At 37.8% G+C, this 18994-nt stretch carries 9 protein-coding genes; all 9 read left to right on the top strand.

What is annotated here, in order from left to right; all coding sequences use genetic code 11:
- The first annotated feature begins 19 nt into the window (after window positions 1-19).
- On the top strand, window positions 20-1672 hold the full coding sequence (gene recN / locus V3Z67_RS11385; RefSeq protein ID WP_330443426.1) for a DNA repair protein RecN: 1653 nt from the start codon (window positions 20-22) through the stop codon (window positions 1670-1672).
- Between the two features lie 57 nt (window positions 1673-1729).
- Window positions 1730-2920 carry an enoyl-ACP reductase FabV gene (fabV, locus tag V3Z67_RS11390; RefSeq protein ID WP_330443427.1) on the top strand — a complete coding sequence of 397 codons (1191 nt, stop codon included), beginning with the start codon at window positions 1730-1732 and terminating at the stop codon, window positions 2918-2920.
- Window positions 2921-2981: 61 nt separating this feature from the next.
- Window positions 2982-3800, top strand: coding sequence for an enoyl-ACP reductase FabI (locus V3Z67_RS11395; RefSeq protein ID WP_330443428.1), 819 nt, complete (start codon window positions 2982-2984; stop codon window positions 3798-3800).
- A 287-nt stretch (window positions 3801-4087) separates the two neighbouring features.
- Entirely contained in the window at window positions 4088-9346 is a 5259-nt protein-coding gene (locus V3Z67_RS11400) for an Ig-like domain-containing protein (protein WP_330443429.1), read from the top strand.
- A gap of 318 nt (window positions 9347-9664) precedes the next feature.
- On the top strand, window positions 9665-14887 hold the full coding sequence (locus V3Z67_RS11405) for an Ig-like domain-containing protein (RefSeq protein ID WP_330443430.1): 5223 nt from the start codon (window positions 9665-9667) through the stop codon (window positions 14885-14887).
- A 114-nt stretch (window positions 14888-15001) separates the two neighbouring features.
- Entirely contained in the window at window positions 15002-15997 is a 996-nt protein-coding gene (locus tag V3Z67_RS11410; protein ID WP_330443431.1) for a glycosyltransferase, read from the top strand.
- A gap of 1 nt (window position 15998) precedes the next feature.
- Window positions 15999-16586, top strand: a complete 588-nt coding sequence (gene coaE, locus V3Z67_RS11415) for a dephospho-CoA kinase (RefSeq protein WP_330443432.1) — start codon at window positions 15999-16001, stop codon at window positions 16584-16586.
- A 71-nt stretch (window positions 16587-16657) separates the two neighbouring features.
- Complete coding sequence (locus V3Z67_RS11420; RefSeq protein WP_330443433.1) at window positions 16658-18208, top strand: sensor histidine kinase; 1551 nt, start codon at window positions 16658-16660, stop codon at window positions 18206-18208.
- Between the two features lie 10 nt (window positions 18209-18218).
- On the top strand, window positions 18219-18938 hold the full coding sequence (locus V3Z67_RS11425; protein WP_035132845.1) for a response regulator transcription factor: 720 nt from the start codon (window positions 18219-18221) through the stop codon (window positions 18936-18938).
- Window positions 18939-18994 lie beyond the last annotated feature (56 nt).

Genomic DNA, 18994 nt, shown 5'->3' on the forward strand with positions numbered 1-18994 from the left:
AACACAGCCGCCGTTTAATATGCTACAATCATTATCTATTAAAAACTTTGCTCTTATTGAGCATCTTGATATCGAGTTTTCCAATAAACTATCTGTAATTACAGGTGAGACAGGAGCCGGTAAATCTATTATTTTAGGTGCACTTGGTTTAATATTGGGTAAACGCGCCGATTTAACATCGCTTAAGGATAAAGAACAAAAGTGTGTGGTAGAAGCACATTTTAAAATAAGCGGTTACAATCTTCAGGAATTTTTTCAGGAAAACGACCTCGATTATGAGGATATTACCATAATCAGGAGGGAGATACTTCCTTCGGGTAAATCGCGCGCTTTTGTGAATGATAGTCCGGTTAACCTGCAGGAGTTGCAGGGGCTGGGCGATTTCCTTATCGATATACATTCGCAGCAACAAACCCGCGAACTGTCAAACGAGCAGTACCAACTTCAAATACTTGATGCTATTGGTAAAAATGCCCAGCACCTGGCAGTATACAAAAAACAGCTTTCGGCAGTAAGACAGGCACAAAGCGGACTCAAAAAAGCCAAGGAAGAAAAAGAAGCTCTTGCTAAGGAGGCCGACTATAATACATTTCTGCTTAATGAGCTTCTTGAGGCTAACCTTAAAGAAGGGGAGCAGGCAGAGCTGGAAGCCGAACTGGAAAAGCTAAGCAATGTAGAGTTTTTAAAGGAATCGCTTTCTAAAGTGCTTTCCATAGCTAATGAAGAGCAAATGGGAGCATTGCAAAACCTGAAAGAGATTAAAAATGCTCTACAAAAAATAAGCGGAATCAGTAAGCAGTATAACGATTTCCACGAACGTATTTCGAGCCTGCTTATAGAATTTGACGATATAAACAACGAGGTGTCTCAAGATGCAGAAAATCTGGCAGACGACCCTCAACAACTTGAACTGGTAAACCAGAAATTACAGTTAATATATAGCCTGCAAAAAAAGCACAATGTAGTTACGGTAGAAGAGCTTATTGCTATTCGTGAAGACCTGGATGGCAAAGTGCTTAAAGCCGATGAGCTAGACGAGTCTATCAACAGGCTTGAAGCCGAACTTGAAAAAGCAAAAGCCGATGCTGATGCTACGGCTCTTGTTATGTTTGAAAACAGGCAAAAAGCCATCCCTGTGTTAACCGACAGGGTTATGGCGATACTGGCGCAACTTGGAATGCCAAACGCACGTTTTAATTTTGATATTACCCATAAGGATACTTATCAACCAAATGGTAAGGATGAAATAAGCCTGCTGTTCTCAGCTAATAAGGGTACTGATTTCGGGCTGCTTAAAAAGGTAGCATCCGGTGGTGAGATGTCTAGAATTATGCTTGCGGTAAAAGCCGTACTGGCTGATTATTCTCAGCTTCCAACTATTGTTTTTGATGAGATTGACACCGGAGTTTCGGGTGAGGTTGCCAATAAAATGGGTGATATCATGAAGGTAATGAGTAGTGATATGCAGGTATTTGCCATTACACACCTGCCCCAAATTGCCGGAAAAGGTGCTCAGCATTATAAAGTGTTTAAAAGTATACAGGGAGATACTACTGTGTCTGAACTTAAGCTTTTAACTGAGGATGAAAGGATTAGGGAGATTGCCGAAATGCTTTCGGGTAAAGATATTACCGATTCGGCTCTTAACCACGCCAGAGCGTTGCTCAACTGAAAAAACAGGTTATATTTGTAGTGAAATAATTGCATTTGATAAAAAATACTTGAGGGTATGATTATAGAACCAAGAATGAGAGGATTTATTTGCTTAACTGCCCACCCAACGGGAGCTGAGCAAAACGTAAAAAATCAAATTGAATATGTAAAGTCTAAAGGAGCAATAAACGGTGCTAAAAAAGTACTGGTTATTGGTGCTTCAACCGGATTTGGACTTTCATCAAGAATTACCAGCGCATTTGGTAGTGACGCATCTACAATAGGTGTGTTCTTTGAAAAGGCACCAAGCGAAGGGAAACCTGGATCACCGGGATGGTATAACTCGGCAGCTTTTGAAAAAGAAGCTCACAAAGCCGGTTTATATGCTAAGAGCATTAACGGTGATGCTTTTTCAAACGAAATTAAAAAACAAACAATAGATCTTATTAAGGAAGATTTAGGACAGGTAGACTTAATAATCTACAGTCTTGCTTCTCCTGTACGTACTCATCCTGATACAGGTGTAACTCACCGTAGCGTACTTAAGCCTATAGGCGGAGTATTTAGTAATAAAACGGTAGACTTCCATACCGGCAAGGTTTCAGAAATTTCTATCGAGCCATGTAAGGATGATGATATTGAGAATACTGTAACCGTAATGGGTGGTGAAGACTGGGCTATGTGGATGAAAGCGCTTAAAGATGCCGGAGCACTTGCAGATGGAGCACTTACAGTGGCTTACTCTTATATAGGCCCTGCACTTACAGAACCGGTGTACAGAAAAGGTACTATTGGTCGTGCAAAAGACCATCTTGAAGCTACAGCATTCGAAATTTCAGATGCACTTAAAGATATTAACGGTAAAGCATTTGTATCCGTAAATAAAGCATTAGTAACTCAGGCAAGTTCGGCTATACCGGTAATTCCGTTATACATTTCATTACTTTACAAAACCATGAAAGAAGCAGGTCTTCATGAAGGTACTGTAGAGCAAATGCAGCGTTTATATGCCGACAGACTTTATACAGGTGGTGCTATCCCTGTAGACGAGAAAGGACGTATTAGAATAGATGACTGGGAAATGCGTGATGATATTCAACAAAGAGTTGCCGAACTTTGGGAACAGGCTACAACCGAAAACCTAAATGAAATTGGTGATCTTGAGGGGTACAGAAAAGATTTTTACAACCTGTTTGGTTTTGACTACGAAGGAGTAGATTATAAAGCCGATGTAAATGAGGTTGTGCCTATTGAAAGTATACAATAAAGCATATGGGAAACCCTGCAATTTGCAGGGTTTTTTGTTTCTAACCAAAATAATTTAAATTATGAATAATCTGTTAAAAGGTAAAAGAGGTATTATTACCGGAGCTTTAGATAAAAATTCTATAGCGTGGAAAATTGCCGAAAAGGCTCATGAACAGGGTGCAACTTTTGTGTTAACTAATGCTCCTATAGCCATGAGAATGGGAGAAATTAACGAGCTTGCCGAAAAAACCGGCTCACAGATAATCCCTGCAGATGCTACTAATACGGAGGATTTAGAGAATTTATATACTAAAGCTCAGGAAATACTGGGAGGTAAAATAGACTTTGTGCTTCACTCTATAGGTATGAGTGTAAACATTCGTAAAAAAATACCTTATGTGGATTCTAACTACGATTATTTTATGAAAGGTGTAGATGTTTCGGCACTATCACTGCATAAAATGCTTAGTGTAGCAAAACATCTTGATGCTATTAATGAGGGGGGGAGTGTAGTAGCTTTAACTTATATGGCGGCACAAAGAACTTATCCTTTCTATACTGATATGGCTGATATTAAAGCTATGCTCGAATCTATCGCCAGAAGCTTTGGTTACCACTATGGAGTAGAGAAAAAAGTACGTATTAATACAGTATCACAGTCGCCTACAAAAACAACGGCAGGTACAGGTATTAAAGGGTTTAACGATTTTTACGATTATGCAGATGCTATTGCTCCGCTGGGTAATGCAGATGCCGAATCGTGTGCAGATTACTGTATAACACTTTTCTCAGATCTTACCAGAATGGTTACCATGCAAAATTTATTTCACGACGGAGGATATTCTTCTACCGGAGTAAGCGCAAAAGTTATGGATATGTTATATCCTGAACAGGAATAATTTTTAAACTTTTATGGTATATTATACAATAAGTCCCTTATCGGGACTTTTTTTTATTCATTTTAGGGTTTTACTTTCATTTTGACAAAATTGTCTGTTAAAAAATTAGCATAAAAACATTATTTAAAAAATAAATAATTAGATAAAAAAGGAATATTGTGTAAAAAATTTAATGAAATGTAACAAAATCAATTTTTTTAATAAAAATGTCACCTATTGTTATATTATCAATTTTTTAGGGTAAAAAATTATAATTTTATTAACAATTAATTAAAACTTGATGTTACATGGAAAAAACTACACAAACTTCCTTTGCAAAAAGGGGTATGAAACTATGGTATTGCCTTGTGTTTTGTATCGCTTTCTTTGCAACGGGTAATGAAGCATTTGCGCAGGTAAGTGCTTATGTTAAAACCGACCTTACTGGGCTTACCTATACCCAAATAGCGGGTGGTACAGTAATTAACACCAATGCCGGGTTAAGTACAGGTATGTCAAACAATCAGGATGATGGTGCCGTTTTGGTTACTCTTCCTTTCTCGTTTACCTACGATGGTAACACCTTTACTCAGGCAACTTTTTGTACCAACGGATGGGTTGGTATGGGAGACCAAATGGGTATTAGTTCATCACAAAGCCGTGGTGCCAGTAACCTTTTTTCTACTACTGCTCCAAGTAACACTTTAGCTGCTTGGTTTGGCGACGGTGGGGCTAACTTCCCAACTGGTGGAGGTAGTATGGTTCACGGTTCCATAGGTACAGATATTTATGCCTTTGAATGGCGTAATGCTGTAGCTAATGGATTTAGTGAAACTAGTTCAAACTATATTAATTACATGGTTGTTATATATGGACCGGCTTCAACAAACCCTGGTAGAGTTGAATTCTTATATGGTTCTACAACCGGTACTGTTAATACAGGAAGATCTATTGGTATAGAAAACGGAACAGGTGGTTCGGGCAATTATCAAAATGCTTTGAATGGTCTTTCTACTTCTACTTCTACTGCAAGTGCATGGCCTGGTAATGGTAATGGTTACAGGTTTGACCCACCACCACCATGTTCAGGTACTCCAACGGGTGGTACAGTAAACGACCCTGCTTTACGTTACGTATGTACTGGAGCTACACCTTCAGTTATTTCGGTAACCGGAGCTACTGATGCTTTACCGGGTATTACTTACCAGTGGCAGGAATCTACAGATGCAGGTGCTAACTGGGCTAATGCTACAGGTGGTACAGGTGCAACTACTGTTGCTTATACTCCGGCAGCTTATGCAGGAGCAGATATTCAATATCGTTTAAAAGTTACCTGTACAAACAGTGCAGAAGATGCTTACTCTACAGTAGTAACATTAACTCCGCAAATAGCTCCTGCTACACAGGCTTCAGCTTTAGTGACAGGTAATATTGGTTTTACTTCTATGGCACTTAGCTGGACAAGCGGTGATGGTGGTCGCAGAATGGTTGTAGTAAGTGATACACCAATTACAGATCCTGCAGATGGTGTAGGTATTGCTGCTTATGCTGCAAACAGTACTTTTGCCGGTGCTGGTCAGCAAATTGTTTATGATGGTACAGGTACATCAGTAACCGTTTCAGGTTTAGCTTGTGGTACTATGTATTATGTAAAAGTATATGAGTACAACCGTTGTGGTTCTGACCCATACAATACTTTAATCAACGTAACTACCGATACTAATACTTTAACAGTAAATGTACCGGGTGTTGCTGCAGGTTTACCTGTTGCAAATGATTTTACCGATTTTACAGGTTCTAACTTAGGTACTGCTGTACCGGGGTGGTTTGAGGCTTCAATTACTACATCTGCTGGTACAGAGCCTACAAACGCTAACCCTGCCGGATTGACTTCAGACTGGGTAAGTAACACTAACTTAGGTGTTAAAACTGCAAAAATCAATTTATATACTAATACTAAGAACTCATGGATAATAAGTCCTAAAATTGCACTAACTGTAAATTCAAGACTTAAATTCAAGGCTGCTATAACTAACTATAATAGCGGTAGTGCAGACTCTGACGGTATGCAGGGTACTGATGATAAAGTTAACGTACTTGTTAGTACTGACTGTGGCGCTACATGGACTTCACTTTATGTATTTGAAGCAGCTAACACAGCTACTTTAACAAACTCTCTTACTGATTTCACTTTACCGCTTACTGATTTTGTAGGGCAAACGATTCAGATTGGTTTCCAGGGTACTGACGGACCAACAGATAACTCACCGGATTATGATTTCCATATTACAAACATACTTGTAGAGGAAACTCCGTCTTGTGATGTTCCTGTAGTGGCAGCTCCTGCTAACGTTACTAAAAATGGTGTATCACTTTCATGGGAAGCTCCAACTGTAGGTGTTCCTACAGGTTATGAGTATGCAGTTGTTACTACAGATACTGCTCCGGCTTCAGGTGATATGACAACAGAAACTTCTGTAGATGTTACAGGACTTATGCCATCTACAATGTACTATGTATATGTAAGAACAGAGTGTACAGATGTTTACAGTGACTGGAGTGTAGCTCAGGTGTTTACTACTATGTGTGATTACCCTGAAGTACTTACTACAGAAGGTGGTACTGTTTGCGGACAGGGAGAAGCAGAACTTTCTGCAACTACCGAACTTGATGGTGTATTAAGCTGGTATGATGCTGCCGAAGGTGGTACTATGTTAGGACAGGGAGAAATGTTTACTACTCCTTTAGTTACAGAAACTACTGATTTTTATGTAAGTGCAGGTTCTCCTGTTGCCGATACTGATTTAACCTTTGGTGCTGGTGAAAGCACTAGTTCAAGTGGTGGTAGCTCTCCATACTATCATGGTTGGGGTGGTGTTAAAACACAATATATATTAAGAGCTTCTGATTTACAAGCGGCAGGTTTATATGCAGGTCCTATTAATTCGGTAGCCTTTACAATTACTTCCTTAGGTACATCTACTTTCAACAACTTTGCGGTAAGTGTTGGTACTACAACTCAAAATGAAGCTACAAATACTCATGTTGACGGTTTAACTCAGGTATATACTAATGCGGCTCAGCCGTTAACAGTTGGTGTAAACACTTATGCGTTTACTACTCCGTTTGCTTGGGATGGTACAAGTAACATTGTTGTACAGGTTTGTTACAGCAACGTAAACTTTGGAGGTTCATCATCAACAGTATTATATGACAATGCAGGGTATACAGGTACAACTTATACTTATGCAGATAACCAAACTGCAGATGCTGTTTGTGCAGCAACTACAGGTGCTGTAGGTGGTTCTGGTAATACAACTACCAGTGCAAACAGAGCTCAAATGATAATTAATGGTACAGCTATATGTTCAAGCCCGAGAATGGCGGTTACAGCTACTGTGACTGATGCTCCGGATGTTATGCTTATGGCTAGTGAATCAACAATATGTGAAGGAGAGAGTACAGATATTTCGGTATCTAGTGACAACATGAACTACGAGTATGTATGGATGCCTGGTAACTTAACTGGTGCTATGCAAACAGTATCTCCGGTAGAAACTACTACTTATATGGTAACAGCTACAGATCCTGATTCAGGTTGTGTGGAAGTAGGAGAGATAACAATTGTAGTTAACCCGCTTCCGGTAGCAGTTTCTGTTACTCCTGATATGGCAGATGTTTGTCAAAATTCTGTTGTTGCACTTGCAGCTTCAGGAGGTAGTACAATTATTGCAGAAGAGTACTGTGAAATTTCAATGAACAACCCTGGTGCATCTGGTGACTACCTAAACAGTTTCTCATTTGCAAATATTACAAACAATGATTCAGGTGATGCAGCTGCAGATTATACTTACTACAGTGCACTTACTGCAAACGTAACTGGTGGTGACACTTATACACTATCAATGCAAACAGGTAGTGCAACATGGAGTCAGTATTTAAGAGTTTGGATTGATTACAACCAGGATGGTGTTTACAGTGAAGACGAAAGTGTATTCACAACTACATCGGGTGTAACTTCATCTACAACTGTAACGGGAGATATAACCATACCTACTACAGCTTACAACGGTACTACAAGAATGAGAGTACTATGTAGCTACAATACACAGTCTGAGGCAACATCATCATGTGCATGGACAGGTTTTGGTGAGTATGAAGAATATAATGTAAACATTACAGGTGCTACTAACCCTGTAGATTATATTTGGTCGCCACAAGGCGGATTATATTCTGATGCGGCAGCTACAGTACCTTATATGGGTGAGCCAGCAGCAACAGTATACTACTATGCTTTGGCAGATGCTAACTATACAGTTACTGTAACAAGCGAGTTTGGTTGTTCGGTTTCTGCTTCAACAGATCTTACAATCGTTGTAACTCCGGCTCCAACGGCTGAGGCTTCTCAGGTATTCTGTGCAGGTGCTACTGTAGCAGATTTAACTGCTGAGGGTGAAATGATTAACTGGTACTATTCTGCTACCGGCGGAGATGCACTTGCTGAAACTGTAATGCTTAACGATGCTACAGTATATTATGCTTCACAAACAGTAAACGGTTGTGAAAGTGCTGTAAGAGTAGCAGTAACAGCTACTGTAAACACAACACCATCTCCGGTTGTAGAAGAGTATGTACAATTAATATGTAACGCAGGTACTATTGCTGATTTAATGGCTACTGGTACAGACGTTCAATGGTATGCAGATTTTGAAGGTGGTGAGGCATTAGCTCCTGAAACAGAACTTGAGGCTGGTATTGCTTTATACTTTGCATCTCAAACTGTAGACGGTTGCGAAAGCCTTGTAAGAACTCCGGTGGCAGTATTTGTTAACGTAGTTGAAACTCCAATGGCCGATGCTCAACAAGCTTTCTGTGGAAGTGCTACTGTGGCTGACTTAATGGCTGACGGTGATGATATTATGTGGTATGCAGACGAAACAGGTGGTGAGCCTCTAGCTGCCGAGACAGAACTTATGGATGGTGGTATGTATTATGCAGCTATGATGTATGAAGGATGTGAAAGTGCTGTAAGAGCTGCGGTTAATGTAACAATTAATACTGTACCAGATCTTGAAGGTGAGGATATGCAGGATGTAGAAGTAATGGCGGATAATGATGCTGTTATAGAAGACTTAGTAGTGATTGCTGCTGAAGGTGCTGAGGTAAACTGGTATGCTTCTATGGAAGATGCAATGAACGGCGAAAACCCGCTTTCTTCTGATTTTGTTGTAACATCAGGTAGTACTTACTATGCTGTACAGACTATAGGCGACTGTAGTAGTGCACCGTTTGCAGTAACAGTATCTATAACACTTGATGCAAGAGATTTTGAAACAACTAACTTTAATTACTGGCCAAACCCGGTAAAAGATGTACTTAATGTTTCTTACTCATCAAGTATAACTTCGGCTACAGTTTATAATTTATTAGGACAGCCGGTTATGTCACAACAAATAAATGCACTACAGGGAACTATTAATATGAGTGGTCTTTCAGACGGTAGCTACATAGTAATAGTAAATACCGAAAATGCATCAAAAACTATTAGAGTTATTAAAAAGCAATAGTTTGTTAAATTGATAAAATAACTTTTCAAAAAGGTTATTTATGAATTTACTCTAAAAGCCACCTGATTTCAGGTGGCTTTTTTGCATTTAATATAAAACAAATTAATATTTTTTTAACATTAGTTTAAAATTCATAACATTTTATGATTATTGAATAATTGAATTTTTAATTAAAAATAAACTTTAACAGTTAATTTTCATTAAAATATAACAAATGTAGTTTTTTTAATAAAAAACCAGAAAAATGTTAAAAATGAAACTTTTTGTAGTCTATTTTTTATATTTTTAGCAAACTAATTAATTAAAACCAAATTATTCATGAAAAGAATTACCTTATGCCAAAGCATAAAGGGACGGAGCATGCTATTGCATTCGTTATTCTTTATGTTCCTGGTCACCTTACCGGGTATGTTAAATGCTCAAACAATTACTTTGGGAACCGGCGATGCCGTTAGTGCTAACAACTCATCAGTGGGCTTAGGTCCTACTACAGCTTACTACAAGTATATCCGTTATCAGGTAGTTTATACTGCCGAGGAAATACAGGAAGCTGGCGGGGGAGCCGGATACATTAACCAGTTAGGCTGGAATGTAGCTACTCCTTCGGTAACCGAAACGCTTCCTGACTATGTAGTAAGTCTTGCTACTACAAATGCTACAAATGTTTCTCAGCAATACAACGGGGAACTTACAGAGGTTTATAATGGAGATTACAGTCCGTCAGCCACAGGATATAACATGATTACATTTGACACTCCGTTTTTATATGACGGTGTTAGTAATATTGTAATTAACCTGTGTTATGGTCCGGCGACTTATACTTCAGGTAGTGGAGTTCAGCATGGTACCGTGTTTGTTTATGGAGACGAATCATCCAGTAGCAGATACTATTATAGTGATACAAGCGGTCTTTGTAATTCAGCTTTGTATTCAACAAACAGTTTTAAACCACAAGTTCAGTTTGTAATGTCACCACCACCAGCATGTATGCCTGTTAGTGGTTTAGAGGTTACAGATTATACGGCAGATTCTGCCACTTTAAGCTGGCCGGCATTGTTTACTGCACCTTCAGGAGGGTATGATTATTATATCTCTCAGGAGGCTACAGCTCCCGAAGATACTACAGAACCAACCGGGAATGTAGTAGATAATCAGGTTGATATTGATGTTACTCCGGTAACACATTATTATGCATGGGTTAGATCTAACTGTAGTACTGATGGTACTACAGGATGGGTTGGTCCTGTTGAATTTACCAGTTTAAATACACCTGTAGCTTTACCTTTTGAAGAAGATTTTGAAGACGGAACTTCATTAACTCTAAATAATGGTGAAGAAACTAATCAGTGGTTTGTTGGTGATGCTGTAAATAACGGAGGCACGTCTGCACTTTACGTAAGTAATGATGGTGGTGTTACTAATTCATATAGCCATACTACTTCTGTAGTACAGGCTTATAGAGATGTTGTAATTCCTGAAGATCTTGCACAGATTGAAATTTCTTTTGACTGGAAAAGTGGAGGAGAAAGTACTTATGACTATCTTAGGGTTTGGGTTGTACCTACAACTTATACGTTAGAGGCTGGTTCACAAATATCTTCATCTTCTGGTGGAGAGCAAGTAGCTCAGTTAAACCTTTCTGAAGGAGAGTTTATTTCAGCTTCTTTTGTTGTAAATGTAGATCAATATCAGGGAGGAGTTGCAAGAATTGTTTTTGAATGGAGAAATGACGGAGGCGGAGGTGATGAGCAAGCAATAGCTCTTGATAATTTAAGTGTTACCGAAGTATCATGTAACACACCACAAAATCTTGCAGCTACTGTAGGTTTAGATAATGTAATGTTATCATGGGAATTTGCGGCCGATTTACCTGCCGGAGGATTTGATTACTATTATTCTACTACAAATGAGGCTCCTGATGATACTACAGAAGTGTCTGGGAATATAGCAGATGCAACTACCGTAACAGTAAACGGATTAGAATTTTTAACCGAATATTATTTTTGGGTACGTAGTAACTGTGACGGATCAGAAAGTGAATGGGTAAGTGGAGGTTCGTTTGTTACAGAGTGTGATGTTACTACACTTCCTTATGTGTATGATTTTAGTGATTACGATGGCAATACAGAAGATAGCTGCTGGCAGGAAAAAACCGGAGCGCTTGGCACTGCAGTTACTTTAACCGGAAGTTCAAGTACTTGGACAAATGGTAATTATAATAATTCAGGGTCAAATAGTAACGGTACAGCTGCTCTTATTAATCTTTATGATGAAGATAATGAGTGGATAATTTCTCCGGCTTTTGATCTAGGTGACGGTTCTATAACCTACCAGTTAGAGTTTGATGCTTCAATACTTCCATGGACCGGTAGTACACCTGTTACTGATATGGAAGACAAATATGGTCAGGTAGTCATCTCTACCGATGGCGGATTAACATGGGACGAGGCTAATGTACTTGTAACATTTGATAATGATAATATCCCTGCAGGTGGTGTACACCAATTTATTTCTTTAGAAGGTTACACAGGTATTGTTAAAATAGGTTTTTACGGATATAGTGAAGATACTTCACCAGATATCAGGTTCTATATAGATAACTTTAAAGTTGATGTAGAGCCTGCTTGTGCGTTACCGCAATATCCTGTTTTAAATGAATTAAATGGTTCATCAGCTCAGGTTTCATGGACAGCAGCTCCTGTAGCTCCTGCTAACGGATATGAATACTATGTTTCTCAGTCTAACGAAATGCCTGCTTCAGATGTTGAGGTGACAGGTAGCGTTGAGGCAGGTGTGCTAACAGCAACAGTTGCAGATTTACCTTTAGGCGTAATGAACTATATTTGGATTAGATCCAGCTGTGATACTGATACTGTTAGTGATTGGGTTGGTCCTGTACTTGCAATGACTCCATGTGAGCAAACTGATTTAACTATTGAAGAGCCTGCTGATATTTGTGGTCAGGGAACTACCGTGTTAGAGGCATCTACTACAAATGGTGATATTTACTGGTATGCTGAGGCTGAAGGTGGTGAACTTTTAGCAACAGGAAATGTGTTTGAAACACCTTACATAACAGAGACAACTTCTTACTACGTGAGTAGTGCACAAGTATCTCTTGGGGCAAACGTAAAGGTTGGTAATGGTAGTGGTACAACAAGTACTAATTCTAATCCATTCTATTCATCATGGAGTAATAACCATACACAGCACCTTATAACAGCAGATGAGCTTACAGCGTCAGGACTATCTGCAGGTAATATAAACTCTATTGGTTTAGATGTAACTTCTGTAGGTTCATATGCAATGAGAGACCTTACTATAAAAATAGGTGCTTCTACAGCTACAGCTATGGAGAGTTTTGTAGCAAATAATGACTTTAGTGTTGTTTATACTAATGCTGTATACATGCCGGTTTCTGGTATAAATACATTCTATTTCAATACTCCTTTTAACTGGGATGGTACATCAAATATAGTTGTAGAGTTTTGTCATGGTAATCCATCGTCAGGTGCTACAATGAGTAGAACCGTAAAATCAGATGCGACTGAGTATGTATCTACAATTTCCCATTATTTCTCATCGTCAACTTCGGGAGCAGATGCATGTGCAACAACTGAAGGTGGTACAGTAAATACATATTCTGTAAGACCACAGTTTATCTTTAATGGTAATGGTTTATGTTTTTCAGAGCGTGAAGAGGTTGAAGTAGTTGTTAACGAAGCTCCGGCTGTTATAATTAGTACTACTCAGGATGCAATTTGTAACGGAGGCAGTACTACACTTACTGCTGTAAGTGATAACGAAGGGTATACTTATGCATGGATGCCTGGAGATTTAACAGGGGCAGAGCTTGCAGTTTCTCCTGAAGTAACAACAACTTATACTGTTACAGCTACAGATGCAGACTCTGGCTGTATAAATGTAATAACATTTACAGTACAGGTGAATCCTTTACCTGAGGATGTAGAATTTGCAGAAGAAAGCTTTGAAGCTTGCGGATCGACAGTTATACCATTATCAGTAGTAAATAGTGAATACTCTGCTGAAACTGTTATCGGAGATGGTACTACAGCTCCGTCTACAACAAGTTACCCTAATCCATTTAGTGCTTTTTACGGAGGAGTAAAAACCCAAATTCTATATACAGAACAAGAGCTTATGGCTCAGGGTATTTTTGTAGGTGCAGAAATTAATACAATAGCTTTTGATTTCTTTGCTTCTACTGATGATGCATGTAACGATCTAACTATTAGATTAGGTATTACAACTAATGCTAACATGGAAGGCGGATTTATAGATTCGACATTATTGACTACTGTTTATAATCAAAACTTTACTCCTGTAAACGGAACAACAGGATTTGTAGACTTTACTTTAACTACACCTTATGTTTGGAATGGTGGTAACCTTATAGTAGAAGTTGTTCATAACCAAGGTAACAACGGAAACGGAAGCGGTACCAGAACTAAGACAACTGATACTGATTTTGACAGTGTTTATTATGGTGCTAAAGACAATGTGACTCCAGCTGGAGTAGCAAGTTTTGATGCTCTTACATCATACAGTTCTAATGGATCTTCTGAGAAAAGGCCTAACATTCGTTTCGCTCATCATGTAGATTATGAAGTAACATGGTCATCAGTTGAAAATCTGTATTTAGATGAAGAAGCTACACAGCCTTATACTGAAGGTGAAAATGCTGCAACAGTATACTTTAAATCTGAAACTGCAGGAATTGTAAATTATACTGCAACTATGACTAACATCTTTGGATGTTCTGTTAATGCAGATGTAGAGGTTACCGTTAATGTTACAGAACTTCCTGATGTTGGTGAAGAGCTTGATTTTTGTGGTGCTGCAACAGTAGCAAATCTTCTTACAGAAGATAGCAATATTGTATGGTATGCAAACGAAACAGAAGGTGAAGCCCTTGCAGAAGATACGGCTTTAGAAACAGCAACATACTATGCATCTCAAATAGTAAACGGATGTGAAAGTGAAAGAGTAGCAGTAGCTATTACCATAAATATAATTCCGGCTCCACAGGGAGATGAGATGCAGGATATCGAAGTAGAAAACGGTTATGGTGCTGCTATTGAAGATATTGAAGTAACCGGTGTTGAAGGTGGTGAAATTACCTGGTATGCAAACGAGGAAGATGCTCTTTCTGGAGAAAATCCTCTTACAGAAGGTACAGAGGTAGAGAACGAAACAACTTATTATGCAGTGCAAACTGTAAACGGTTGTAGCAGTGAACCATTTGCTGTAACGGTAACAATTACGCTTGATTCTAAAGAGTTTGATTTAGCATCGTTTACTTACTGGCCTAACCCGGTTAAAGATGTCTTAACTATATCTTACTCATCACAAATCACTACAGTAAAAGTGTATAACATGGTAGGACAGGAAGTGCTTTCACAAAAAGTAAATGCTCTTGAGGGTACAGTAAATATGAGTGCACTACAAGATGGTACTTACCTTGTAAATGTTGCTACCGATACTGCAACAAAAACAATTAGGGTGATTAAAAAACAGTAAGACTGTTATAAAATATACCTTTTAAACATTTGTTTAAAAAAAATAGAAAAGCCACCAGTTTTATGGTGGCTTTTTACTTTTTTAAGACTAACTTTGTTAAAAAAAGCTAGCTTAATGTTTTTCTCTCTTGTTATACCTGTTTACAACAGGCCCGACGAAATACAGGAATTACTGGAAAGCCTTACAGTCCAAACATTTAAATCAGAGTTTGAAGTTGTAATTGTAGAAGACGGTTCTACTGTTACTTGTAAAAATGTTGTTGATAATTACAGCGACAGGCTTAGTGTTTCCTATTATTTTAAGCCCAATAGTGGTCCCGGAGATTCCCGTAACTACGGTATGAGGGTAGCAAAGGGAGATTATTTTATTATTCTGGATTCTGATTGTATACTGCCACCGCAATACATGCAAAGTGTTGCCAATAATCTTGAAAAGCAATATACTGATTGTTTTGGCGGACCCGATGCAGCGCTTGATTCTTTTAGCGATGTGCAAAAAGCTATCAACTTTACAATGACTTCTTTTTTAACTACAGGTGGAGTAAGAGGAAAATCAGAAAAAATAGAAAAGTTTCAGCCCCGTAGTTTTAATATGGGAATTTCCAAAAAAGCATTTGAGGCTTCGGGAGGTTTTGGTAACATTCATCCGGGTGAAGACCCCGATCTTTCAATACGTTTATGGAAACAGGGATTTACCACCATGCTTTTTAAAAATAGCTATGTATACCACAAACGACGTATAGACTGGAACAAGTTTTACATACAGGTAAACAAGTTTGGAAAGGCAAGACCAATACTGGATGTTTGGCATCCCGAATATAAAAAGCCGGTATTTTTATTTCCGTCACTTTTTATGTTTGGACTACTTCTTTCTCTTATAGTACTGTTAATTAATGTGCATTTTTTTATAGATGTTTATATTTTGTACTTCTGTTTACTGTTTGTACTGTCGGCCATACAAAATAAAAGCCTTAAAATAGGTTTACTTTCGGTTGTGGCAGTCTTTATTCAGTTTTATGGTTACGGCACCGGTTATGCATTATCACTATATAAAGTACAGTTGTTAAAGCAAAAACCGGAAACAGCATTTCCTAAATTATTTTTCAAATAATATGGGTACAAAAATTATTGGCTTAACGGGAGGTATAGGTAGTGGTAAAAGCACCATGGCAAACTATTTTGCTTCACTGGGTGTGCCGGTATATATAGCCGATGAAGAGGCAAAAAAAATATTGTTCCTGCCGGCTGCTGTTACTGAAGTTAAGAAAGCGTTTGGCGAAACAGTTTTTACAAATGGTTTGCCTGATAAAGCCAAATTGGCAGGGGTTGTTTTTAATAACCCCGATAAACTTACCATACTAAACAGTATTATCCATCCAAAAGTAAAAGAACATTTTCTGGAGTGGGTGAAAATGCATAATTCGCAAAATTTTGTGATAAAGGAAGCCGCAATATTATTTGAAAGCGGGAGTTATAAAGACTGTGATAAAATAATACTGGTGACAGCGCCTAAAGACCTGAGAATAAAAAGAGTCATGCAACGTGACAATGTGACCGAACAGCAGGTAATGAGTAGAATGTCAAACCAGTGGGACGAAGAAAAAAAAGCATCTTTAAGTGACTATGTAATACATAATGTTGACAGGGATACAGCTAAAAATGAAGCATATAAAATTTTTACAGAATTGAATAAAATGTAAAAAATGCTATCGTTGTTAATCTTTGGTTAATATATTAAGAGTATAATTGTTAAAATGTTAATTTTGTATTGATGAATAAAACAAGATTCCGGTTATTAGTATTTTTTATGAGCCTTTCATTGATAGGTATCATTTTAGTACAGTTATACTGGATTAATATATCATTTAAAAACGGAGAAGAGCAATTTAAATCGCACGTTCAGCAGGTAATGAATAAAGTTTCTATAAAGCTGGAAAGTGAGGAAAAAGAAAACTTTTACAAATTATATAGTCATATAAGGGATAGTGTAGGACATCCGCCAAATCAGGCTGATTTTGCCAATTATCTTTATAAAGGAAATATAAGAGAACGAAACAATATAATATACTCAGACATAATAGCTCAGAGCTATAAAGAAGAGTTGGAAATGATTGATAATGCATCGGTTTCAAAAAACGATTCTTTAACAGAAAATTCGGGTGAAAATGGCATGACTATTGATGCTGTTAAGCAGTCGATGAATAATGCCAAAAAGGAGAATGAAAAAAAGGAAAGCCTTAAAATTCAGCTACTTTTTAATTATTATAATGAAGGTAGGCCAATAGAAAGCCGTATTCCTGAAGAGTCGTTGGTAAGCACACTAAAAAACGAGATGGAACGTGATGGTATTGACACTCATTTTGAATATGTTGTTTACAAGGACGGGCTTGCTACAAAAATGCAGTCTAAGGGATTTAGCTTTAAAGAAAGTCATTATGGTATAACATTGTTTTCAGGAAGCAGTGGTGTAGGAGATAAACCCGATTACAGGCTTAATGTTAGTTTTCCTAATAAACAAAAGTATATATTAACAAAGCTTCTGGGTATAACATCATTGTCAATTGTATTTACGCTCATTATCATTATTGCTTATTTAAGTGCCATTAACCAGCTTATTAAACAAAAGCAGATATCGGAAATTAAAACCGATTTTATTAATAACATGACACATGAGTTCAAAACGCCTATTGCAACAATAAACCTTGCACTGGATGCGATTAAGAACCCAAAAATTTTAGGCGATACCGAAAAGGTACAGCGGTACTTGCAAATGATTAGGGAAGAGAATAAAAGAATGCACTCTCAGGTTGAGAATGTACTTCAAATCTCTAAACTGGACAGAAAAGAACTTGACCTGACTAAAGATCAGGCCGATATACACGATATTATTGAAGATGCTATAGAGCACGTTCATTTAATTATTGAAGCAAGGGAAGGGCAGTTAACACGCCATTTCCATGCAACCAGAACAACAGTGTTGTTAAATGATGTACACTTTACTAATGTAATAGTGAATATTCTTGACAATGCTATTAAATATTCTGAGGGCGAACCTGAAATAGATGTTTATACCGAGAACGTAAAGGATTTTGTTTTGATCAAAATTACCGATAAGGGCTTGGGAATGTCTAAAACCACTCAAAAACGAATTTTTGAGAAGTTTTACAGGGAGCACACAGGAGATTTGCACAATGTGAAAGGACACGGATTAGGATTAGCCTACGTTAAGAGGATAATAGACGATCATAACTGTCACATTTACGTAGAAAGTGAAAAAGGTAAAGGCAGTACTTTTATTATAAAGATGCCGCTAATAAATTAAAAAAAGAGATATGGAAGAAACACACAAAAAAATTCTTTTAGTAGAAGACGACCCAAACTTTGGGGCGGTTTTAAAAGATTATCTGTCAATTAATGATTTTGAAGTTACACTAGCCAAAAACGGTATGGAAGGCTTCGAAAAATTTAAAAAGGACAATTTCGACCTTTGTATCCTTGATGTGATGATGCCTTATAAGGACGGATATACACTTGCCAGAGAAATTAGAGAAAAGAATAAAGAAGTGCCTATTATTTTCCTTACAGCTAAATCAATGAAGGAAGATGTATTAAAAGGTTACAAAGTTGGGGCAGATGATTACCTAAACAAACCTTTTGACAGTGAGGTGCTTTTAATGAAAATTAAAGCTATCATTCAAAGAAAGGCTTCTGAAACTAAAACAGATAATGCTAAGTTTGAGTTCCAGATTGGAAGGTTCCACCTTAATTCAAAACTACGTTTCCTAACGTTTGATAAAGAAGAGCCAATAAAACTTTCACCAAAAGAAAATGAGCTGCTTAAAATGCTTGCACTTCATGAAAATGACTTAATGCCAAGAGAGCTTGCACTTACAAAAATTTGGAGAGACGATAACTACTTTACGTCTAGAAGTATGGACGTATATATCGCTAAGCTTAGAAAATACCTTAAACCGGATGAGGATGTTGAAATTCTTAACATTCACGGAGAAGGTTTCCGTTTAGTGGTTAAAAACAAAGTAGAAGAAAAATAAAAGCTAAGTAATCCACTTTTGCAGACTGCCTGAAAAATTTATGAATTCGATCTCAT

The sequence above is a fragment of the Flavobacterium sp. C4GT6 genome, assembly GCF_036347315.1.
Classification (GTDB): domain Bacteria; phylum Bacteroidota; class Bacteroidia; order Flavobacteriales; family Flavobacteriaceae; genus Flavobacterium.

What these genes read in the sequence shown, in the direction of transcription:
- V3Z67_RS11410 (WP_330443431.1), top strand. Translation starts at nt 15,002, where the DNA reads ATGTTTTTCTCTCTTGTTATACCTGTTTACAACAGGCCCGACGAAATA.
- V3Z67_RS11425 (WP_035132845.1), top strand. Translation starts at nt 18,219, where the DNA reads ATGGAAGAAACACACAAAAAAATTCTTTTAGTAGAAGACGACCCAAAC.
- fabV (WP_330443427.1), top strand. Translation starts at nt 1,730, where the DNA reads ATGATTATAGAACCAAGAATGAGAGGATTTATTTGCTTAACTGCCCAC.
- V3Z67_RS11400 (WP_330443429.1), top strand. Translation starts at nt 4,088, where the DNA reads ATGGAAAAAACTACACAAACTTCCTTTGCAAAAAGGGGTATGAAACTA.
- V3Z67_RS11395 (WP_330443428.1), top strand. Translation starts at nt 2,982, where the DNA reads ATGAATAATCTGTTAAAAGGTAAAAGAGGTATTATTACCGGAGCTTTA.
- V3Z67_RS11405 (WP_330443430.1), top strand. Translation starts at nt 9,665, where the DNA reads ATGAAAAGAATTACCTTATGCCAAAGCATAAAGGGACGGAGCATGCTA.
- recN (WP_330443426.1), top strand. Translation starts at nt 20, where the DNA reads ATGCTACAATCATTATCTATTAAAAACTTTGCTCTTATTGAGCATCTT.
- coaE (WP_330443432.1), top strand. Translation starts at nt 15,999, where the DNA reads ATGGGTACAAAAATTATTGGCTTAACGGGAGGTATAGGTAGTGGTAAA.
- V3Z67_RS11420 (WP_330443433.1), top strand. Translation starts at nt 16,658, where the DNA reads ATGAATAAAACAAGATTCCGGTTATTAGTATTTTTTATGAGCCTTTCA.